Source organism: Lautropia dentalis (assembly GCF_003892345.1).
GTDB lineage: Bacteria > Pseudomonadota > Gammaproteobacteria > Burkholderiales > Burkholderiaceae_E > Lautropia > Lautropia dentalis.
Genome location: NZ_RRUE01000001.1, coordinates 1,487,474 through 1,508,161 on the forward strand (window position 1 = coordinate 1,487,474; position 20,688 = coordinate 1,508,161).

Below are 20,688 nucleotides of genomic sequence, written 5' to 3' on the forward strand. Positions count from 1 at the left end.
CGGGACGGCCGCCGGGGCAGCCATGCCGGGTACGTCGCAGCCATCGGCCCTGGACCAGCTGCGCCGCTTCACCACGGTGGTGGCCGATACGGGCGATTTTCACGGGCTGCAGGCCTTCCGCCCGCAGGATGCCACCACCAACCCCTCACTCATCCTGAAGGCGTTACAGAAGCCCGAATACGCCGGCCTGCTGCAGGCCGTGAAGGCCGCGCACCCGCAGGCACCGGTGGACGAGCTGGCCGACCGGCTGCTGGTGGCCTTCGGGCAGGAGATCCTGGCCATCATTCCGGGCCGGGTGTCGACCGAGGTGGATGCCCGCCTGTCATTCTCGACGGCAGGCACGGTGGCCCGGGCACAGCGGCTCATCGGGCTGTACGAGGCGGCCGGCATTTCCCGCGAGCGGGTGCTGGTCAAGATTGCCGCCACCTGGGAGGGTATCGAGGCGGCGCGCCAGCTGGAGCGCGACGGCGTGCGCTGCAACCTGACGCTGCTGTTCGGCTTTGCCCAGGCGGTGGCCTGCGCCGATGCCGGGGTGACGCTGATCAGCCCGTTCGTGGGGCGCATCCTCGACTGGTACCGGGCACGCACCGGGCAGAACTATGTACCCGAACAGGATCCGGGCGTACTGTCGGTACGGCGTATCTACACCTACTACAAGCGCTTCGGCTATGCTTGCGAGGTGATGGGGGCGAGCTTCCGGAGCACGGGGCAGATTCTGGCACTGGCCGGTTGTGATTTGCTCACCATCAGTCCGGCCCTGCTGGCCGAACTGGCGGCCGACCATGCCCCGGTGAGCCGCCATCTGGACCCCGCCCGCGCGCAGCAGGCGGCGCTGGAGCGGCAGGCGCTGGACGAGGCGCGCTTCCGATTCGACATGAACGAGGATGCCATGGCAACCGAAAAACTGGCCGAGGGGATTCGCGCCTTCGTGGCCGATGCGCGGACACTCGACACGATGCTGGCGGGCGCGCAGTGACCATGGGGCGTGTCCTTCGCTTTCCCGGCCGCCGGGGCTGGCTGGCCGCCCTGCTGGCGCTGGCGCTGGCCGGGTGTGCCACGCCCCGCGGTGCCGATCGTGCCACGGAGGCCGTGCGTGCCGATGGGCCGGAACTGTCCGGCGGGCAGGGGCGGGTGCGCGAGGCCTTCTCGCCCGGAGGCTTACCCGATGGTTTCGGCGTGGCCTGGTGCACCAACCTGTACGAGGCGCTGGAGGGGCAGGTGCGCAACCGGCAGGTAATCGATGCCGGCGAACAGCGCCTGCCGGGCTACCCGTTCCTGCGCAGCAACCGCTTCCTGGCATCCTTTGCTCCCGACTTCTCGGCGCAGCTCGAGGCGGGCAAACCGGCCGATGACGGCGAACGGGCCACCCGTGCGGCGGCCCTGCTGCAGACGCCGGCCTTCCGGGACTGGATCGGGCGCCTGCAGCAGCTCGACACCCACGTGCGCCGGCTGGAGGTCAACCGGCTGCCCGACGAATCCTTCCCGCTCTATCACCTGCCCAACCGCATGCAGCTGGAAGACAGCCTGTCCCGGTGTGCGCCGCTGATGGCTGCACATCTGACGCCTGCCGATGTGCCCCGGGTGCTGCAGCAGGCGGTCGTGCCGGATGAGTACCGCCGCTCGCTGCGTGCGCTGGGGCTCTATCCGCTGACCGGCATCGGCGTGGCTTCGTCCATCCGCAACTGGGAGGCAGACCAGCGCCGGGTGTTTCGCAGCGAACGGCGCCCATCGCTGTCGGGACGAGCCTCGTTCCAGCGCTATCGGCCCGCCCAGCAGATCTCCGGGGCCGATGCCTGGCGTACGGCTGCGCAGATCATGCGGGATGTCCCCCGCGACGCGCTGGGCATTCCGCAGTTTTCGGCTGCGCAGCGTGAGCTGCTGTTCGTGGCCTTCGCACCCACCTGGGAGGTGGCCACCACCACCGATTCCGACCGCATCGGCCGCCTGCAGTGGATCGATCTGGCCGGACTGGTGCGCGATCCGGACGAACGCTTCTGGCTGGATGTCGACACCAACGTGCCCGTCGTCTACCAGCGCCTGAGCTTCACCCGTTTTGGTGATGCGGTGCTGCCGCAGCTCGAATACCTCGTCTGGTTCAGCGACCGCCCGATGCAGGGCAGTGGTGACCTGCAGGGCGGGCGTCTGGATGGCCTGATCTGGCGGGTCACGCTCGATACCGACGGGGCGCCGCTGATCTACGACACCATCCAGCCCAGTGGCCGCTACGCCATGTTCTTCCCCACCCGCCGGCTGCAGGTCAACCGCGCGGGCCAGGCAGCCGTCGAGAGTCTGGCCGAGTGGGTGTATTCGCCCATCGACACGGCCATCGAGGACTGGGTGGGCGAGACCTGGCCCGGCCCGCTAACGCTGTGGGTCAGCAGCGGCACGCACCAGCTCGTCGGGGTGTCACGACCTGGCCGGAACTGGGGCTCACCGGTGTTCGACAACCCGCCGTACCGGCTGGAGTCCAGCGACATGCTGCGGGCGCTGCCGGTGCCCGGTGGCGTGGCGCGCAGCATCTACAACCAGGACGGGGTGGTTTCGGGGACGGAGCGGCTGGGGCGCCTGCTGTTCTGGGCGATGGGCGTGTCCAACGTGGGGGCCATGCGCCAGTCCGGCCACCAGCCCACGGCCCTGGTGGGTCGCCGGCATTTCGACGATGCCTGGCTGTTCGACAAGCGTTATGTGCGGGTGCCGGTGAAGCGCTGACGCAGAGCGGCCGCGCTCAGTTTCTGCGCACCAGCAGCACGCCGCTCTCGATGTGCGGCGTGAACGGAAACTGGTCGAACAGCGCCCGGCGCACGATGCGGTGCGTCCGGCAGAGTGTTTCGAGGTTGGCGCGCAGCGTGTGCGGGTTGCACGAGATGTACAGAATCCGGTCGAAGCGCTGCAGCAGCGCAAGCGTGGCGTCATCGACACCGGCACGGGGCGGATCGACCAGTACCGTCGAGAAGCGGTAATCGGTCAGCGAGATTTCCTGCTCGCGCAGCCTGCGGAAGCTGCGGGTGCCCTGCATGGCCTCGGTGAATTCCTCGGCCGAGAGGCGCGCGATGCGCACGTTCGGGCAATGATTGGCCGCGATGTTCCACTGGGCGGCGTGCACCGAGGTTTTGGATACTTCGGTGGCCAGCACCTGCCGGAACAGGCGCGACAGCGGCAGCGTGAAGTTGCCATTGCCGCAGTAGAGTTCGAGGAGGTCCGTGTGCCGGGGGGACCACGTGTCTGGCGCGCTGGGAGCATGCTGGTCCCGGTCCGGGCCGGAGAAGCCATCGCCCGGGTCGGAACGACCATGGAGCTGGCCTGGGCGGGCACTGTCTGCTTCGGCGAGGCCCGGGCCGGCGCTGTCACGGATGGCTGCATCCGTTTCCTGGACCACGCGGCAGGCCCAGCCGATCATCTGCTCGCACATGCGGGCATTGGGCTGGGTGAAGGCGCCCTCGGGCTGACGATAGAGAAAGGGGGCGCCGCCAGGGGCGGCTGTCTGCGTGCCGGGACCGGGGCGTGTGGTGGCCACCGGTGTCACTGCCTCGCCCGTTGCGTGCTCCGCCGCCGGCAACCCCGGAATGTGCAGCCGTTCGGTCACGAAATCCTGCACAAGCACCTGCTTCTGTCCCTTGCTGCGGCCGATGATGAAGATGTCCAGCTGCGCCTGCAGCGCGCGTGCCGCCTCTTCCCAGGCCTCGTCCAGCCGGCGGTGGTAGATCATCGTCACCAGCATCTCCCCGCTGAGTGTGGCCAGAAACTCCACCTGATACCAGCGGGTGGCCAACACCGGGTTGGCCTGCACGGCGGCCAGCAGCCGCGGCATCAGCGCATTGATGGCCTCGCAGGCGGCCGGTAGCCGGTCGATGCGCTGCATCGTGGCGCGGCTGGCCTTCTGGCCGCCCTCGAACATGGCGTAGCAGAGCTGCCCGTCTTCATGCCAGATACGGAATTCGGCCCGCATGCGGTAGTGCTGCGGGGCCGACGCAAAGACTTCCAGCGGTGGCACGTCCAGTCCAGCAAAGAGGGTGTCGAGCAGCTGCTGCTTGTCGGTGAGCTGGCGGGCATATGCGTCGTGGTCGGGGCAGGGCAAGGCGTGGGACATGCGTGAAGTCGTACGGAATGCGGGGGAAGGCCGGAGCAGTTGGTCGGACAGACGCGCCAGGGCGATGGCACGCAACCGGGCAGGGGATGCGTGCAGATACTGGCATATGCAGGCGTGAACCGGAACATGCGGGTAGATGCGTGCATATGCTGGTAAATGCGTGCAAATACAGATGAATGCAGGCTGGGCAAATACAGGCAATGGCAGGCGAATGGTGCCGGATCAGTGCGCGCCGGTGCTGCCAAATCCACCCGTGCCGCGTTCGGAGGCGCCGAATTCGGTCACGACCCGAAACTGTGCCTGCACTACCGGCACGATTACCAGCTGGGCCAGGCGTTCCATCGGCTGCAGCGTGTAGGCGGTGTTGCCACGGTTCCAGCACGACACCATCAGTGGCCCCTGGTAGTCGGAATCGATCAGCCCGACCAGATTTCCCAGCACCAGCCCGTGTTTGTGGCCCAGTCCGGAACGGGGCAGGATGACGGCCGCCAGCCCCGGATCACCGATGTGGATGGACAGGCCGGTGGGAATCAGGTGCGTGTTGCCCGGTTCGATGGCCAGTGGCGCGCCCAGACAGGCGCGCAGGTCCAGTCCGGCGCTGCCCGGCGTGGCATAGGCCGGCAGCTGGTCGGCCATGCGCGGGTCGAGGATCTTCAGGTCGATCACTGGGTGGGGGGCGGTGGCGCCTGTCGCCGTGGAACTGTTGGGGCGATGGTCTGGGGCAGGCGGGGCGGATGTAGGGGTCATGGCTGCGAGAATCGTGCTGGCACTGGTACTGGTATTGGTATTGGACTGGTGCTGGTGCCTGGTACGGGCGTTGGTGCCTGTACTGATGCTTGTGGCTGTGCTGGCGAGACGGGCCTGCGTGATGGGATGGACTTTGCATTCGCCTTCCGCAGGCCACATGGAGGGAGTCGTGGCCGTGCAGGCGCCTGTGTGGAGACGACAATCTTCCTGATACGCGTCAGGCCGGCAGCCGCCGGCCCAGCTCCTGGGCCAGCCAGCGGGCCAGCGCCGTCTTGCTGCCGGCCGGCAGGGTGCGGGTGCCGTGTTCGTCTACCAGGAGCAGGGTGTTGTCGTCCTGTCCGAAGGTGGCCGGCCCCAGATTGCCCACCAGCAGCGGAATGCCCTTGCGGATCCGCTTTTCGGTGGCATGGTGCAGCAGATCTTCGGATTCGGCGGCAAAGCCTACACAGTAGGGGGCATCCGGGCGCCGGGCCACGCTGGCCAGGATGTCGGGGTTCTGGGTGAGGGCCAGTGTCAGGGTGTCTGCCGGGACCGTGCCGGTGCGTGACGGGCGGTCTGCGCCGGCCGGCGCCGTGCCTGTGTGGGATGTGCCGCCGGTCCTCGCAGATCCCATGCCTGCGTACGATGTGTCGCCGGCTCCGGCCGTTCCCGTGCCTGCGTGCGATGTACCGTCTGCACCGGTCAGTATCGTACCGTCCTGCGCCAGACCCCTTTCCTTCTTGATCTTCTGGCTGGCCACCTGCAGCGGGCGCCAGTCGGCCACGGCGGCCACGCCGATGAAACAGTCGATGCTGATGGTGGAGGCCGCCATGTCCAGTTCGGCCATCACGGTGTCGAGCATCTGCTGCGCGCTCTGCACGGGCAGGAAGCGCACACCGTACGGGCGGGGCAGGGCCGTGGGGCCGCTGACAAGCGTGACCAGGGCGCCGGCCTGCCGGCAGGCCTGGGCCAGTGCATAGCCCATCTTGCCGGAGGACAGGTTGGTGATGCCGCGTACCGGGTCGATGGCCTCGTAGGTGGGGCCGGCCGTCATCAGGATGCGCTTGCCCTGCAGGGTCTTCGGGGTGAAGAAATCCGACAGCTCCTCGACCAGCACGGCAGGCTCCAGCATTCGTCCGGCGCCGACCTCGCCGCAGGCCTGCTCGCCCGCATCCGGACCCAGTACCTGCACGCCATCGGCACGCAGCTGGTTGATGTTGCGCTGGGTGGCCGCGTTCTGCCACATCTGCCGGTTCATGGCCGGTGCCACCAGCAGCGGGACGTCGCGGGCCAGGCACAGGGTGGAGAGCAGATCGTCACACAGGCCGTGGGTCACCTTGGCCAGAAAATCGGCCGATGCCGGGGCGATGACGATGGCGTCGGCATTGCGGCTCAGTTCGATGTGGGCCATGCCGTCGTCGATGCGGGTGTCGAAGGCGCCGGTGAACACCGGTCTGCCCGACAGCGCCTGAAAGGTGGCTGTGCCGACGAAATGGGTGGCAGCCTCGGTCATCACCACCTGCACGCTGGCGCCGGCCCGCTGCAGGTCACGCACCAGCTGTGCGGCCTTGTAGGCGGCCACACCGCCGGTCACGCCCAGCACCAGATGGCGGCCTGCCAGTGGGGGCGGCGGCAGCGTCACGTCGGCAGCGTCTGCCGTGGGGGCGAGTGGCCAGCTGGGGGCGGGATCGGTGGTCAGCGGGGGTGCATTCATGGGGGAAGGGGGTGAACAGGGGGCCTGCGCGGGAACGGGCAGGTCTGGGGCACGTGCTGGTGTCATCCGGTCTTGCGGCGGCTGCCGAACCAGGGCAGCACTTCACTCAGGATCAGCAGTGCGGCGCCCAGCGTGATGGCGCAGTCGGCCAGGTTGAAGGCCGGGAAGGCCCAGCTGCCCTGATAGAACAGCAGGAAGTCGGTGACGTGGCCCAGCACCAGCCGGTCGATCAGGTTGCCGATGGCACCGCCCAGAATCAGCCCCAGCGCAGTGCTGAACATCGGCTGGCCCCGCTGGCTGCGCAGCAGCGAGATGAGCACGACCGAGGCCACCACGGCGATGCCGGCAAAGAACCAGCGCTGCCAGCCACTGTGGCCGGCCAGGAAGCTGAAGGCCGCGCCCGGGTTGTAGAGCAGCGTCAGGTCGAAGAAACCGTCGATGACCGGCAGGCGCTCGGCATAGGCAAAGCGGCCGATGATGGCGTACTTGCTGATCTGGTCGAGCACGATGACGACCAGCGCCATCAGCAGGTAGGGCCAGACAGCGCCGGTGGCTTCGGGGCCCGGTGCAGGTGTTCCCGGCGTGCCGGGGCCGGCATGCCGGGCAGGCCCTGCTGCAGGGGCCGCCGGGCCGGCGGAACCGGTGGGCCCAGCGGGGCCAGCGGGTGCGGCGGTTTGCCGGCTGTTGCCGGTGGAAGACGGCTCGGTCATGATCGTGCTTTCCCTTGCTGGGTCGGACCGCCCCGGAAACGGGCGGTCTGTGTCCGGGAACCTGTGGGTGCCCGGAAGGCTGCCTGCCCTGCACGATGCCATGGTGGTGGCGCACAGGGCAGCCCGGCCATGCTGTCAGGCGTGCTCGCGCGCTTCACCCTGGCCGAACAGGTTGTCCTCGCAGCGGCCGCACAGCCCCGGATGCTCCGGATTGGCGCCCACGTCGGCACGCCAGTGCCAGCAGCGCTCGCATTTCTGGTTGGGGCTGGCCTTCGCGTCGATCTGCAGTTCGCTGTCGGGGCTGCCAGCAGCCACCTGCGCGGCCGAGGTGATCAGCACGAAGCGCAGATCGTCCCCGAGGCTGGCCAGTGCATCGTACAGCTCGCCCCCGGGGGCGGTGAGTGCCACCTCGGCCTGCAGCGATGAACCGATCTGGCCCTTCTCGCGCAGCTCCGACTCCAGATGCTGCTGCACCTGGGCCCGGGCCTTGCGGATCAGCGTCCAGCGGGCATCCAGCGCGTCGGCATCCGGCAGCTGCGGGAACACGTGGAAAAGTTCCGTCTGGATGGTGCTGCCCGGTTCGGTGCATTTTGCCGGTGCAAACACGCGCCAGGCTTCATCGGCCGTGAACGACAGGATCGGCGCCATCAGCTTGAGCAGCGCATCGGTGATATGCCAGAGTGCCGTCTGTGCGCTGCGGCGGGCCAGGCTGCCGGGGGCCGTGGTGTAGAGACGGTCCTTCAGGATGTCCAGATAGAAAGCGCCCAGTTCCTCCGAGCAGAAGGTCTGCAGCAGGGACACCACCGGGTGAAACTCGTACTTCATGTACAGGTCGACGATGCGCTGCTGCACCTGGTCGGTCATCACCAGCGCATAGCGGTCGATGTCGAACATCCGGTCCAGTGGCACAGCATCCTTTTCGATGTCGAAGTCCGACACGTTGGCCAGCAGGAAGCGCAGCGTGTTGCGGATGCGGCGGTACGATTCCACCACCCGCTTCAGGATCTCGTCCGATACGGAGATCTCGCCGGAATAATCGCTGCTGGCCGTCCACAGTCGCAGGATCTCGGCGCCCAGGCGGTTGGCCACCTCCTGCGGCTCCACGCCGTTGCCCAGCGACTTGCTCATCTTGCGGCCCTGGCCGTCCACCACCATGCCGTGCGTGAGCAGCGCCCGGTAGGGGGGCTCGTCGTTCATCATGCACGAGGTGAGCAGCGACGAATGGAACCAGCCACGGTGCTGGTCCGAGCCTTCCAGATACAGGTCGGCCGGGAAGCTGAGTTCCCCTGCATGCGAGCCGCGCATCACCGTCTGGTGCGTGCAGCCCGAATCGAACCACACGTCCAGCGTGTCGCGGCCCTTCTCGTACTGGTCGGCCTCGTCGCCCAGCAGGTCGGCGGGCGTGAGCGTCTGCCAGATCTCGATGCCGTGCTTTTCGACCAGATCGGCCACTTTATCGAGCAGTTCGGGGGTGTTCGGATGCAGTTCGCCCGTTTCCCTGTGCAGGAAGAAGGCCATCGGCACACCCCACTGGCGCTGGCGCGACAGCGTCCAGTCCGGCCGGTTGGCGATCATCGCGTGCAGGCGCGCCTTGCCCCAGGCAGGGAAGAAGGCGGTCTGCTCCACGCCCTCGAGCGCGCGCTCGCGCAGCGTCCCGCCCTCGACGGGTTTCGTGTCCATGCCGGCGAACCACTGGCTGGTGGCGCGCAGGATTAGCGGCGTCTTGTGGCGCCAGCAGTGCATGTAGCTGTGCGGCAGCTTCTCGGACAGGAAGAGCGTGCCGTTGCTGCGCATGTGCTCGACGATCTTCGGGTTGGCATCCCAGATCATCAGGCCGCCGAACAGGGGCAGCGACGACACATAGTGCCCGTTGCCCATCACCACGTTGATGATCTCGTCATCCTTCATGCCGTGGGCACGGCAGGTGAGAAAGTCTTCCACACCGTGTGCGGGGGCCGAGTGCACCAGTCCCGTGCCGGTGTCGATGGTGACGTAATCGGCCACGTAGACCGGCGAGGTACGGTCGTAGAACGGATGCGTAAAACGTACCTGGTCCAGCGCCTGGCCAGGGGCGGTGGCGATGATCTCGCCCTTCAGGCCATAGCGTTCGAGCTGGGCGGTCACGCGTTCCTTCGCGAGGATCAGCAGCGTGGGCTGGCCGTTGCGTTCGGTCCTGACCAGTGCGTATTCGATCTCGGGGTGCAGGTTCAGTGCTTGGTTGGCCGGCAGCGTCCATGGTGTGGTGGTCCAGATCACCGCGTAGCCCTGGTGGCCGGCGGGCAGTGCCTGCAGCCCGAAGGCCCTTGCCACCTTCTCCGGCTCGGCAAAGGCAAAGCCCACGTCGACGGCGGTGTCGGTCCGGTCGGCATACTCGACCTCGGCCTCGGCCAGCGCCGAGCCGCAGTCGAAGCACCAGTTCACCGGCTTGAGCCCGCGGAACACGAAACCTGCCCGCATGATGCGTGCCAGCGAGCGGATCTCTTCCGCCTCGTTGTGCGGGTTCATCGTCAGATAGGGGTTGTCCCAGTCACCCAGCACGCCCAGCCGCATGAAGTCGGTCTTCTGCTTCTCTACCTGCTCGCCGGCATAGGCGCGGCACTTCGCCTGCACCTCGGAGGTGGGCAGGTCCTTGCCGAACTTCTTCTCGATCTGGTGCTCGATGGGCATGCCGTGGCAGTCCCAGCCCGGCACGTAGGGGGCATCGTAGCCGGCCAGTCCGCGCGACTTGATGATGATGTCCTTCAGGATCTTGTTGATGGCGTGCCCCATGTGGATCACGCCGTTGGCATACGGCGGGCCATCGTGCAGCACGAAGAGCGGCCGGCCCCTGGCCACGGCGCGGATGCGCCGGTAGACCCCCTCGTCCTGCCAGCGCTTGACCCAGCCCGGCTCCTGTTTGGGCAGGTTGCCGCGCATCGGGAAGGGCGTGTCGGGCAGGTTCAGGGTGTGGCGGTAGCCGGCAGCTTTGTCCTGGGTACCGGTGGAATCAGACGGTTTGGCCATCAGCGTCAACTCGTTGAGGGGCTAGGAGAGGATGAGGGGGCTGGGGTGTTTGCTGCCTTCGCGGGAGGCGTGCTGCAGAAAATGGCATCTGGCCTCGTCGGTATCGCGGCCGATCTGCGCCTTCAGCGCATCGAGGCTGTCGAAATGGGCCTCGTCGCGCAGCTTCTTCAGGAATTCGACCTGCACCAGGCGGCCGTAGGCATCGCCCTGCCAGTCGAGCAGGTGTACTTCCAGCAGCCACTGGCCATGGGCCTCGACGGCCGGACGGGTACCGAAGCTGGCCACGGCGGGCAGGGGGCGCTGCGGATCGGCATCCAGCCCGCAGACCTGCACGACGAAGATGCCCGACAGCGCCGGCTGCCCGTGGGGAAAGCGCAGGTTCAGTGTGGGAAAGCCCAGCTCGGTGCCCAGTCGCCGTCCGTGGACGACCCGGCCCGACAGCGTGTAGGGGCGGCCCAGCATCTGCGCCGCCCAGCCGAAATCGGCCTGGGCCAGCGCCTCGCGGATGAGCGAGCTGGAGATGCGCACGCCGGCATCTTCGACCATCGGCATGGCCACGACCTCGATGCCGCATTCGGCGCCCACGGACTTCAGCAGGCCGAAATCGCCCTGCCGGCGCGCACCGAAGCAGAAATCGGTACCGATGCGGATGTGGCGGGCCTGCAGACGCTCCGCGAGGCAATGGCGGACGAAATCTTCCGCAGGCCAGCCGGCCACACGGGGGCCGAACGGGGCCAGATGCACCTGGTCCACCCCCAGACGGGCCAGCATGTCCAGCCGGTCACGCAGACCGGAGATGCGCAGGGGCGCCGGCCCCGCCGCCTGGCCCCGCTGCTGCTGCAGCGCATGAAAATATTCGCGCGGATGCGGTTCGAAGGTCAGCACGGCTGCCGGCAACCCCTGCGCGCGGGCGTCGGCCACCAGCGTGCGCACCAGTGCCTGGTGACCCAGGTGGACACCGTCGAAATTGCCGATGGTCAGCGCACAGGGCTGGCCGGGGCGGGCAGGGGGCAGGGAGCGAAGGATCTTCACCGGCGGCATTATAGAGCGTGTCATGGACTTGTTCGCCCCCGTGAGACCCCCTTGGGGCGTGCATTCCTGGGGACGCATGGCTGTGTCGCTGGCAGTGCCTTGAAGCCATCGAGGATTTTGCGGCCCTGCCGCCTCGTCTTGCACGTCAGGAGGGGGGCATGCGGGCTGGCCCCGAGCGCACCCCCCAGGGGCGTTTCCCTTCGGGTAGCTCCTGCGTTGCGGAAAGCGCTGCCCGACCGGGGAAAATCTCCGGGAACCCGTACCCACCCCGTCAGAGAGTCTCTGTAAAAGTCTGCGGACGCTTCGGTCCCAGGGCGGTGATACTGCCCTGCCGGCACGGGCGAAGACTGGTGCTTTCGTGCCACACTGCTAATATTCAGGCAGGGGCGCGGAGGCTCCGCTCCCAGGGGGCAGAGGCTCTGCTCCGGGCCCTGACGACAGGAATCACCGGTCATTCCGTTCCGGTCTGCCATGTTCCCATCGCTGCGCGCCCGGCGGGATACATCGCGCCCGGCCGCCGGCGGACTTCCGGCCGACAACGCTCGCTCTCACACATACACCATGGCTACAGCTGCCCAGAACACACGCATGGCCCGGCACGCGTCGGGTCCGTCCACTTTCGCACGGATCGTCATTCTCATCTCCGGCCGCGGCTCCAACATGATGGCGCTGGTCGAGGCCATCGAACGTCAGGGGTTGCCCGTGGAGGTGGCCGGCGTGGTCAGCAACCGTCCCGAGGCGCCGGGCCTGGCCTGGGCACAGGGCAAGGGCATTCCCTGTCGTACGGTCGATCACCACCAGTTTGCCGACCGCGCCGCCTTCGACGTCGCCCTGGGCGACGCCATCGACGAACTGGCGCCACCGTCCGGGCGCCCGTGGGTGGTGCTGGCCGGCTTCATGCGGGTGCTGACCGAAGGCTTCATCGCCCGCTATCCGGACCGGATCGTCAACATCCATCCCGCATTGCTGCCGGCCCATCCGGGGTTGCACACCCATCGGCAGGCACTGCGCGCCGGCGCCCTGCTGCACGGTGCCACGGTGCATTTCGTCACGCCGGAAGTGGATGTCGGCCCGATCATCGCCCAGGCCGTGGTGCCCGTGCTGACCGGCGACACCGAAGAGAAACTGGCCGCCCGCGTGCTCGAAATGGAGCATCGCCTGTTCCCGATGGTGCTCGACTGGCTGACCGCGAACCGGGTGACGGTGTCGGCCGAGGGCCGCGCCCTGCTCGATGGCAGCGACCACCCCAGCAGCCGCACGCTGATCCATCCGCTGCTGGCCGGCCTGTCGTCCACGGGTGGGTCGGGGTTCTGACGCCGATATCGGGGTTATGGCGGCGCGCGCAGTCCGGCCGGCACCTTTTGCCGGGTTGATCCCGAAGGGAAACCCCCTTGGGACGCGTGAGTCCATCACACGCTCCAGAGAGTGTTCATGAAAGAAGAATCCGGATTGCGTGTTTCCCCACGCCTGACCGGGTGGGCGGCCGACGCCCTGCTGGCCGTGCTGCCCGACGGGGCAGCAGACAGGCCTGCCCTTTTTGCCGCGCCCGACGGCGCCTCTTTCAGCCGCAGCCTGCCCGCCTGGCACCGCAGTACCCCGGCCGACCAGCGGCTGGGTTTCTGGCTGCGGCGTCATCCATTGCTGGGGGCACGCGAGCGTCGCTGGCTGTCCGACCGCGTCTATGACGTGCTGCGCCATGGGCGCGCCTACGAGACCTTTCTGCGGCAGTATTCCATCGATCCCGGAAGCCCCGGCGGGGGGAATGCGATACGCCCTGCGCGTGCCGGACAGGGTGATGCCCCGCTGTCGTCGGTGCCGCCGGATGGTGGGCGGGAAGGTACTGCCGGCGTGCAGGCCATGCAGCGCGTGCAGGCGGTGCAAGAGGGACGACTGCTGGCCCTGATCCACCTGTCGGAGGCCATGCGCCAGCAGGCATCTGCTGCCCGGGCGCAGTCCAGCCCGCCGTGCCAGGACGTCTCCCGGCAGGACGGTGAGCAGCAATGCGGAGCCGACGCGCAGCATGGGATCCATCCGTGGCACGAGACCGATGCGCTCACCACGCTCGCCGGTGACTACACCCGCTGGCTGGCCACCCAGCCGCCGGCCGTGCGTTTCAGCCTGCCCGACTGGCTGTGGCAGCGCATCGGGGCGGCCCATGGCGAACAGGCGCCGGCACTGGCCGCACACCTGCTGTTGCCGGCCAGTACCGACATTCGCTGCAACCTGCTGAAGGGCAAGCCCGCGGCCCTGCAGAAGCTGCTGGCCGCCGCCGGCCTCGCGGCCGAACCCGTCGCAGAAGTGCCCACCGCCCTGCGCCTGTCCGGCCGCCCGGCACTGGCCCGGCTGCCGCAGTTCGGGCAGGGGTGGTTCGAGCTGCAGGATGCCGGCAGCCAGGCCATTGTCGATACCTGCGGTGTCAGGCGGGGCGCCCGGGTGATCGACTTCTGCGCGGGCGCCGGCGGCAAGACGCTGGCGCTGGCCGCGCGCATGCGCAACCAGGGGCAGATCCTCGCCTTCGATACCGAAGAGGCTCGCCTGTCGCGGCTGACCCCGCGCCTGACGCGCGCCGGGGTCGATATCGTCACCACGCTGCGCATCGATGGCTGCGACGATCCCCGGCTGGCCCGCTATCAGGGCTGGGCCGATCTGGTGCTGGTCGACGCCCCCTGCAGCGGCAGTGGCACGCTGCGCCGTCATCCGGACCTGAAATGGCGCCTGCAGCCCGACGACGTGGACCACTACCAGCAGCTGCAGCGCACCATCGTGCTGGCGGCGCTCAGGCTCCTGCGTCCCGGGGGCAGGCTGGTCTATGCCACCTGCAGCCTGCTGGCCGACGAGAATGCGCAGCAGATGCAGTGGCTGGTCGAACGGCTGGGCGCCGGCTGGCAGGCCACCGCACAGCGCGCCTGGCTGCCGGGCGAGCAGGGCGGGGATGCCTTCTTCATGGCCGCCTGGGAAAAGCCGGGCTGATTCCCGTCCCCGGGCGATTCGGATGTCTCTGCAAGCGTCCTGCAGCACCTTGGCTCACACCCGGGCGAACCAGTGCGTTATCGTTTGCCGTCCATGGTCCTGCCATTGCTGGCCAGGTGCTTTGAGGTTCATCCCGATCCTGGCTCCAAAGCGCTCGCAGACCTTTGCAGGCCGAATGCAAGACCTGCCCCCCCTTCAGACCTTCACTTCATTAACGCTTGCTTTCCTGGAAGCGTCCATGCAGGAGGCTTCCCGGTGCGTTGCCGTTTTATAAGTTGATGATAATCATTGGCGTTCTTGTCTCCCCCGGCGTAGTCTGACGATGATGAGGCACCAAAGCGAGCCATTACCCTGTCAGTCCGGAGGTTCCCCGCCTTTGGGCGCGCATGACCGTGCTGGCGGTGTGTCCTGAATCCATGGAGGATTCTGCGGCCCTGCCACCTCGTCCTGCAGGCCCAAAGGGCGTTTCGTGGGGACGAATCAATCCATGACACGTTCCATGGGCGTACAGGACAGGGTGGCAGCGCCGACGGTGTCCCGTATCTGTCCATATTCGTCCATATCGTGAGGAGAACACCATGAATCGCCCCAGCCGCATTGCTGCCGCCATCGCCAGCCTGCTGGCGGCCAGCGCCCAGGCGCAGACCACCCTGTCCACCGTCAACGTCACCGCCAAGGGCTACGAGGCCGATGCGGCCGAAACCCCCGTGGCCACCTCCGTGGTCGGGCGTGCCCAGCTGCAGCGCCAGCAGTCGCCGAACGTGGGTGACGCACTGCGTCACGAACCCGGCATGGCCGTGGCCTCCGACAGCGCCCAGGGCCAGAATCCGGTCATCCGCGGGTTGGGCAAGGAGCGGATGGTGCTGCTGGTCGATGGCATGCGCTTCAATTCGGCGCAGCCGGTGGGGGCCATTGCCTCGTTCATCTCGATGGGGCTGGCCGAGCGGGTGGAAGTGGTCAAGGGGCCGGCCTCGGTGCTTTACGGAACCGGCGCGCTGGGTGGCGCCATCAACGTGCAGATGCCGCAGGCGAAATTCGAACCGGGGCTGGGGCTGCGTGCCCAGGCCGGCTTCGACTCGGCCAGCCGCGGCCTTCGTGGTGCCGCGGTGGGCAACTTCAGCGAGGGCGATCATGCGCTGATGCTGGGGCTGTCGGCCTCGAAGGACCGGGATTACAAGGCACCCGGCGGCAAGGTGGCGCATACCGGCTACGATTCCCGCGCCTTCATCGGCCAGTACCGCTACCGGCTGGACGGACAGCAGCAGCTGCGCGTGTCGGCCCAGCACGAGCGCGAGGACGATGTCTGGTACCCGGGCAGCGTTCGCCGCCACCCACTGGCCAACGTGGTGGGTAACACGCTGACCCACTCGCCACGGCAGGAGCGCACGCTCTACGAAGTGGGCTACAGCCGCAGGGGCGCCGTGGCTGGCGAAATCAATGTCGATGCCCGCGTCTACCGGCAGGAGATGCACCGCACCATCTACGTGCAGTCCAGTCTGCTGGGGCGCGACATCGTCAGCAACGACGTGACCTTTGCCACCACCGGCGTGGATGCCCGGGCCGACTGGCTGGTGCATCCCGAACACCTGCTGTCGGCGGGGGTCAACGTCTGGCGCATGACGGCCAGCCCGGACAGCCGCTCGGCCCGTCCGCCGCAGTTCACCCAGTGGGTGCCCAACCTGCCGTTCACCGATGGCAAGGTGCAGGCGGCCGGCATCTACGTGCAGGATGACATGCACTTCGGTCCGTTCAACGTGCTGGCCGGCCTGCGGCACGACCGCGTCAAGGGCAGTGCCAGCAGCATCAACAACCGCACCGTCACCACCGGCCTGAACCGTACCGATGGTGCCACCTCCGGCAGTCTCGGCGTGATCTACGAGGCCGACCCGCTGCTGCGCCCCTACGTGAACGTCTCGCGTGCCTTCCGGGCGGCCGACATGCGCGAGCGCTACCAGTCCGGCGCCCGCACCAACGGGTACTACTATGCCGGCAGTCCGCAGATCAAACCCGAATACGCCACCCAGATCGAGCTGGGCCTGAAGGGCGAGAACGAGAACCTCGGCTATCAGGTCTCGGTCTACCGCAACCGCATCACCGACTACATCACCGGCACGCAGCTGACCGGTCAGCAGGCCGTTGCCGCCTGCGGCCAGGCCCAGTCCCAGTACTGCATGAAGACGGTGAACCTCGGCCACGCCACCATCACCGGCTTCGAGGCGGGTGCGCGCTGGCAGGCATTGCCCGGCCAGTGGCTGCAGGCCGCGTTCACCCACCTGCACGGCACCAATGGCGACTATCACGAGCCGCTCTTCCAGATGCCGGCCGACCGGCTTTCACTGGGCTGGGAAGGAAAACTGGTGGCTGGCTGGAGCGCCGATGCCGACCTGAGCCTGGTACGCAAGCAGAAACGCGTGGCCACCCGCTTTGCCCGGGGCCTCGAAGACCCCACCGCCGGTTATGGCGTGCTGAATGTGGGTGCCACCTGGCAGTTTGCAGCGCAGCAGAGCCTGCGCTTCATGGTGAAGAACGTGGGCGACAAGCGCTATCACGACCACCTGACCGAGGGGCTGGCCGGCATGGAGCCCCCCGCACCGGGCCGCGCCCTGCTGGTGTCGTGGGAGGGACGGTTCTGATATAAAAAAACCGGCCACCCAGCAGCGCTTCCGTGGGAAGCGCCCTGAATGGCCGGTCTGGCAATCTCGCTGCAGGGTGTCATGCCGCTGGCATGCCAGCCCCGGGCGGGATCACTTGATTTTCGTTTCCTTGTAGATCACGTGCTTGCGGGCAACCGGATCGAACTTCTTGATTTCCATCTTTTCCGGCTGGGTACGCTTGTTCTTGGTGGTGGTGTAGAAATGACCGGTACCGGCGGTCGATTCCAGCTTGATCTTGTCACGCATGTCGGTTCTCCCGTGGGATGATGTCTGGGCGCAGGGGCAGGGCGATCAGGCCTTGCCGGCGTTCATTTCGGCCAGAACGGCCTCGATGCCCACTTTGTCGACCTTGCGCAGGCCGGCAGCCGTCAGGCGCAGGCGCACATAGCGCTGTTCGCTCTCGACCCACAGGCGACGCTGCTGCAGGTTGGGCAGGAAACGACGCTTGGTCTTGTTGTTTGCGTGGGAAACGTTGTTCCCGACCATTGGGCCCTTGCCCGTGACTTGGCAGACTTTTGCCATGATGCTGTTCCTGTCCTGTTGCGACGTGGCCGGCCTTTGCGCTGGAAGAGGGTGCCCGGGTTTGCAGGCAGACATGCCCAGGCCCCTTGAAAGGCCCGCTGGCAATGCCAGCCCGTGCATGCGCTCCTGCTTTTGGCAACCTTCTTCTGGCCTGGCGCCACCAGACCACGTTGGAGTGTCTGTAAAGGTTGAAAAAGGCTTTTGCCGCAAGGCCAAAGCCCACTAAAGCCGTGCATTATAGCCAGATGTGGCGCATGGAACAAGTTGCCCTCCTGTCCTGTCCGGTGCGGGACACAGCTGCTGCTAGTGCTGCCCTGCGCGCGGCTCACCACGCCCGGTGCACCGGGAAGGAATGGCGTGGCACATCGACGCTGCCGGCTCCGGCTTCACAGCTCCCCATGCACCGAGAACGAATGGTGCTGCCCTCCGGCCACGATGATGTGATCCAGCACCCGCACATCCACATGGCCCAGGGCCGTCTGGAGCGTGCGCGTCAGGATCCGGTCGGCCTCGCTGGGGGTGGGGAGACCGGACGGATGGTTGTGCGCCAGGATCACGGCCGCCGCGTTCAGCTCCAGTGCCCGCTTGACCACCTCGCGCGGGAACACCGGCGTCTGGGCCAGCGTGCCGGCAAACAGCTGGTCGGCACGGATCAGCCGGTGCTGCGCATTCAGGAAGATCACCACGAACACTTCCCGGGCCAGCCCCCGCAGCGTGATGCCCAGGTACTCCTTCACGATCTCGGGGCTGTTGATCAGGATGCTGTCCTCCATCTTCTCCACCAGCACCCGCCGGGCCAGTTCGACCACCACGGCCAGCGTCGTGGCCCGGGCCGGCCCCAGACCATCCATGCGCATCAGCTGCTCCGGTTCGGTGGTCAGCAGCCGCGACAGCGAGGTGCCACTGTCGGCCAGCAGCTGCTTGGCCAGCGCCACGGCCGACTGACCCCGGTTGCCCGTTCGCAGCAGAATGGCCAGCAGCTCGGCGTCCGACAGCGCCGCCGCACCATGCCGCAGCAGCCGCTCGCGTGGGCGCTCCCGTTCCGGCCAGTGGCGCAGCGGACTCGTATCGGTCAGCTGCAGGGGCTGTGGTGTGGCCGGTACTTCCACGGACCCGGGGCCGATTGCGCGCCGGATGAACGCCAGCGAGGGCTCGGGCAGCCGGTTCGAGCGGGCCCCCGGGCGGAAGGTGCCACCATTGGGCAGCCGCTCCGGGTTCGGGGCCGGATGCTGCCGGGTGGCGGCATGCTGGGTGGACGCATGCTGGGTGGACGCATGCTGGGTGGATGCATGCTGGGTGGCGGCGTGCCGGAGGGAAGCATGCTGGGGCACGGCATGCCGGTGGGCGGCATACCGGGTGCCGCTGGCCGGCAGGACGTCTTCCCGCACACCGTGCCACATTCTTCTGCATTCCGGATGGCCCGTCCGCAGGTCGGACACTGTGCCACCCCGGCCTTCGTCCCATACAATCGGGCCAGTTGGCGTGCCGGCCATGGTGGCGCTGCCTTTTCCTGTCATCTTCCGGGCACGATGGCCCGCAATCCATGTCTGATTCCGTTTCATCTGGTTTCGTGAATCCATCTTCCGGTTCATCCAATGCCGCTGGCGCCCCCGTGGACGCATCAGCGGCCGCCCCATCCCCGGTACCGGAGGCTGGCCCGGTCCGGGTCGGTCCGCAGTCGTTTCTCACGCTGCATTACCGCCTGACCCTGCCGGAATCCGGTACGGATGTGATCAATACCTTCGAAGGTAAGCCAGCAACCTTGCAGCTGGGTATAGGCCAGATGGCCGAAGCGTTAGAAAGTTGTCTTGTTGGCATGGCCGACGGCGAGCACCGGGTGTTCGATCTGCCCGGTGGCGAGGCGTTCGGCCAGCGCAATCCGGATCTGATCCAGAAGGTTTCCCACGCGCTGCTCGACCGCGACAGCATGCCCGACGATGTCGGCACCTATCAGCCCGGCGACCTGGTCGAATTCCCCGCGCCCGACGGCAGCCGCTTTGCCGGCGTGCTCAAGTCGCAGGACGACACCGGTGCCGTCTTCGATTTCAACCACCCGCTGGCCGGCAAGGCCGTCCGCTTCGAGGTGAAGCTGCTGGGGGTGCTCTGAACCCCGCTGTGGCATGAAACTGCCGGGCATCCGTGAAAGGCCCCCGGCCCTGATGTGACCCTGCCGGGTTTGCAGCGAGCGTTTTCCCGGCAGCCGATGTATGGGAACAATGACCGAAACCGAACTGAACGCAGTCGATCTGCACCGCAAGCCGGCGGGGGCCGGTGCCCTCCAGGGCGATGTCGAAGCCCTGCTGAATGCCGAGCTGCCACCGGGTGAAGAGGCGGTACTGCTGGCACAGCCCCGTGGCTTCTGCGCCGGGGTGGACCGCGCCATCACCATCGTCGAGCGGGCGCTGGCCCTGCACGGCGCGCCCATCTATGTGCGCCACGAGATCGTCCACAACGACTATGTCGTCTCCAACCTGCGCGAAAAGGGCGCCGTGTTCGTCGAAGAACTGGACGAGGTACCCGACGGTGCCACCGTGATCTTCTCCGCGCACGGCGTGTCGCGGGCCGTACGCGCCGAGGCGGCCGACCGTGGCCTGCACGTGTTCGACGCTACCTGCCCGCTGGTGACCAAGGTGCACGTGGAAGTGACCAAGATGCGCAAGGAAGGCCATCACGTCATCATGATCGGCCATGCCGGTCACCCGGAAGTGCAGGGCACCATGGGTCAGGCCGACGATGGCATCTATCTGGTCGAGACCGAGGCCGATGTCGAACGGCTGCAGGTGCCCGATGGCGTGACGCTGGCCTACGTCACCCAGACCACCCTGTCCGTGGACGACTGCCGCGCTGTCATCGAGGCGCTGCGCCGGCGCTTTCCCCACATCAACGAGCCCAAGAAGCAGGACATCTGCTACGCCACCCAGAACCGCCAGGATGCCGTGAAGTTCATGGCGCCGCAGTGTGACCTGGTGCTCATCATTGGCAGCCCGTCCAGCTCCAACAGCAACCGCCTGCGCGAGGTGGCCGAGCGCCACGGCTGCGAAGCCTATCTGATCGGCAGTGCCGCCGAACTCAAACCCGAATGGGTGGCCGGCCGCAAGCGTGTGGGTGTGAGCGCCGGTGCCTCCGCCCCCGAAATCCTCGTGGACGAACTGGTGGCCCGCCTGAAGGAACTGGGCGCCAGATCGGTACGCCCGCTCGAAGGCGTGGAAGAGAACATGGCCTTCCCGCTGCCCAAGGGCCTGTCGCTCAAGAAACAGCAGGCCGAGGCGG

At 67.4% G+C, this 20,688-nt stretch carries 15 protein-coding genes and 1 pseudogene; 7 read left to right on the forward strand and 9 right to left on the reverse strand.

Features of this window, described 5'->3' with window-relative positions:
* Positions 1–22: 22 nt before the first annotated feature.
* Together tal and EHV23_RS05715 are read left to right on the forward strand one after the other, a co-directional pair.
* On the forward strand, positions 23–976 hold the full coding sequence (gene tal / locus EHV23_RS05710; RefSeq protein WP_125095553.1) for a transaldolase: 954 nt from the start codon (positions 23–25) through the stop codon (positions 974–976).
* 2 nt (positions 977–978) lie between these two features.
* The gene (locus tag EHV23_RS05715; protein ID WP_125095082.1) at positions 979–2,709 is read left to right on the forward strand and encodes a hypothetical protein; all 1,731 of its coding nucleotides are present in this window, start codon (positions 979–981) and stop codon (positions 2,707–2,709) included.
* Between the two features lie 16 nt (positions 2,710–2,725).
* Here the strand turns inward: EHV23_RS05715 and EHV23_RS16385 are convergent, their stop codons facing one another.
* The 6 genes from EHV23_RS16385 to EHV23_RS05745 form a co-directional block, all read right to left on the reverse strand.
* Positions 2,726–4,087, reverse strand: coding sequence for a tRNA (uridine(54)-C5)-methyltransferase TrmA (locus EHV23_RS16385; protein ID WP_275265082.1), 1,362 nt, complete (start codon positions 4,085–4,087; stop codon positions 2,726–2,728).
* Positions 4,088–4,309: 222 nt separating this feature from the next.
* Complete coding sequence (gene dut / locus EHV23_RS05725; RefSeq protein ID WP_125095083.1) at positions 4,310–4,834, reverse strand: dUTP diphosphatase; 525 nt, start codon at positions 4,832–4,834, stop codon at positions 4,310–4,312.
* A 217-nt stretch (positions 4,835–5,051) separates the two neighbouring features.
* Positions 5,052–6,527, reverse strand: coding sequence for a bifunctional phosphopantothenoylcysteine decarboxylase/phosphopantothenate--cysteine ligase CoaBC (coaBC, locus tag EHV23_RS05730; RefSeq protein WP_125095084.1), 1,476 nt, complete (start codon positions 6,525–6,527; stop codon positions 5,052–5,054).
* A gap of 62 nt (positions 6,528–6,589) precedes the next feature.
* Positions 6,590–7,051: a signal peptidase II gene (gene lspA, locus EHV23_RS05735; RefSeq protein ID WP_238990372.1), complete on the reverse strand. Its 462-nt coding sequence runs from the start codon at positions 7,049–7,051 to the stop codon at positions 6,590–6,592.
* Between the two features lie 321 nt (positions 7,052–7,372).
* Entirely contained in the window at positions 7,373–10,240 is a 2,868-nt protein-coding gene (gene ileS, locus EHV23_RS05740) for an isoleucine--tRNA ligase (protein ID WP_125095086.1), read from the reverse strand.
* Positions 10,241–10,261: 21 nt separating this feature from the next.
* Positions 10,262–11,272, reverse strand: a complete 1,011-nt coding sequence (locus tag EHV23_RS05745) for a bifunctional riboflavin kinase/FAD synthetase (protein WP_125095554.1) — start codon at positions 11,270–11,272, stop codon at positions 10,262–10,264.
* A gap of 588 nt (positions 11,273–11,860) precedes the next feature.
* On the opposite strand from EHV23_RS05745, the gene purN reads away from it, so the two are divergent.
* The 3 genes from purN to EHV23_RS05760 all read left to right on the forward strand — a co-directional run bounded on the left by purN (position 11,861) and on the right by EHV23_RS05760 (position 16,875).
* Positions 11,861–12,586 carry a phosphoribosylglycinamide formyltransferase gene (purN, locus tag EHV23_RS05750; protein ID WP_125095555.1) on the forward strand — a complete coding sequence of 242 codons (726 nt, stop codon included), beginning with the start codon at positions 11,861–11,863 and terminating at the stop codon, positions 12,584–12,586.
* Positions 12,587–12,703: 117 nt separating this feature from the next.
* Positions 12,704–14,242, forward strand: coding sequence for an RsmB/NOP family class I SAM-dependent RNA methyltransferase (locus EHV23_RS05755; protein WP_125095087.1), 1,539 nt, complete (start codon positions 12,704–12,706; stop codon positions 14,240–14,242).
* A 578-nt stretch (positions 14,243–14,820) separates the two neighbouring features.
* Positions 14,821–16,875, forward strand: a complete 2,055-nt coding sequence (locus EHV23_RS05760) for a TonB-dependent receptor (protein ID WP_125095088.1) — start codon at positions 14,821–14,823, stop codon at positions 16,873–16,875.
* Between the two features lie 111 nt (positions 16,876–16,986).
* Here the strand turns inward: EHV23_RS05760 and rpmG are convergent, their stop codons facing one another.
* The 3 genes from rpmG to radC form a co-directional block, all read right to left on the reverse strand.
* Positions 16,987–17,142: a 50S ribosomal protein L33 gene (gene rpmG / locus EHV23_RS05765; protein WP_125095089.1), complete on the reverse strand. Its 156-nt coding sequence runs from the start codon at positions 17,140–17,142 to the stop codon at positions 16,987–16,989.
* A gap of 45 nt (positions 17,143–17,187) precedes the next feature.
* A complete protein-coding gene (gene rpmB / locus EHV23_RS05770; protein WP_125095090.1) occupies positions 17,188–17,418 on the reverse strand; it encodes a 50S ribosomal protein L28 in 231 nt (76 codons plus the stop codon).
* A 386-nt stretch (positions 17,419–17,804) separates the two neighbouring features.
* The gene (gene radC, locus EHV23_RS05775) at positions 17,805–18,806 is read right to left on the reverse strand and encodes a RadC family protein (RefSeq protein ID WP_338034493.1); all 1,002 of its coding nucleotides are present in this window, start codon (positions 18,804–18,806) and stop codon (positions 17,805–17,807) included.
* Positions 18,807–18,988: 182 nt separating this feature from the next.
* On the opposite strand from radC, the gene EHV23_RS05780 reads away from it, so the two are divergent.
* Both EHV23_RS05780 and ispH read left to right on the forward strand, forming a co-directional pair.
* Complete coding sequence (locus EHV23_RS05780; RefSeq protein ID WP_420813032.1) at positions 18,989–19,525, forward strand: FKBP-type peptidyl-prolyl cis-trans isomerase; 537 nt, start codon at positions 18,989–18,991, stop codon at positions 19,523–19,525.
* Positions 19,526–19,718: 193 nt separating this feature from the next.
* A pseudogene (gene ispH, locus EHV23_RS05785) lies at positions 19,719–20,666 on the forward strand (4-hydroxy-3-methylbut-2-enyl diphosphate reductase); the annotation flags it as partial.
* Between the last annotated feature and the right edge of the window lie 22 nt (positions 20,667–20,688).

Coding starts and splice junctions, on each gene's coding strand:
- tal (WP_125095553.1), top strand. CDS start 23: ATGCCGGGTACGTCGCAGCCATCGGCCCTGGACCAGCTGCGCCGCTTC.
- EHV23_RS05715 (WP_125095082.1), top strand. CDS start 979: ATGGGGCGTGTCCTTCGCTTTCCCGGCCGCCGGGGCTGGCTGGCCGCC.
- EHV23_RS16385 (WP_275265082.1), bottom strand. CDS start 4,087: ATGTCCCACGCCTTGCCCTGCCCCGACCACGACGCATATGCCCGCCAG.
- dut (WP_125095083.1), bottom strand. CDS start 4,834: ATGACCCCTACATCCGCCCCGCCTGCCCCAGACCATCGCCCCAACAGT.
- coaBC (WP_125095084.1), bottom strand. CDS start 6,527: ATGAATGCACCCCCGCTGACCACCGATCCCGCCCCCAGCTGGCCACTC.
- lspA (WP_238990372.1), bottom strand. CDS start 7,051: ATGGCGCTGGTCGTCATCGTGCTCGACCAGATCAGCAAGTACGCCATC.
- ileS (WP_125095086.1), bottom strand. CDS start 10,240: ATGGCCAAACCGTCTGATTCCACCGGTACCCAGGACAAAGCTGCCGGC.
- purN (WP_125095555.1), top strand. CDS start 11,861: ATGGCCCGGCACGCGTCGGGTCCGTCCACTTTCGCACGGATCGTCATT.
- EHV23_RS05755 (WP_125095087.1), top strand. CDS start 12,704: ATGAAAGAAGAATCCGGATTGCGTGTTTCCCCACGCCTGACCGGGTGG.
- EHV23_RS05760 (WP_125095088.1), top strand. CDS start 14,821: ATGAATCGCCCCAGCCGCATTGCTGCCGCCATCGCCAGCCTGCTGGCG.
- rpmG (WP_125095089.1), bottom strand. CDS start 17,142: ATGCGTGACAAGATCAAGCTGGAATCGACCGCCGGTACCGGTCATTTC.
- rpmB (WP_125095090.1), bottom strand. CDS start 17,418: ATGGCAAAAGTCTGCCAAGTCACGGGCAAGGGCCCAATGGTCGGGAAC.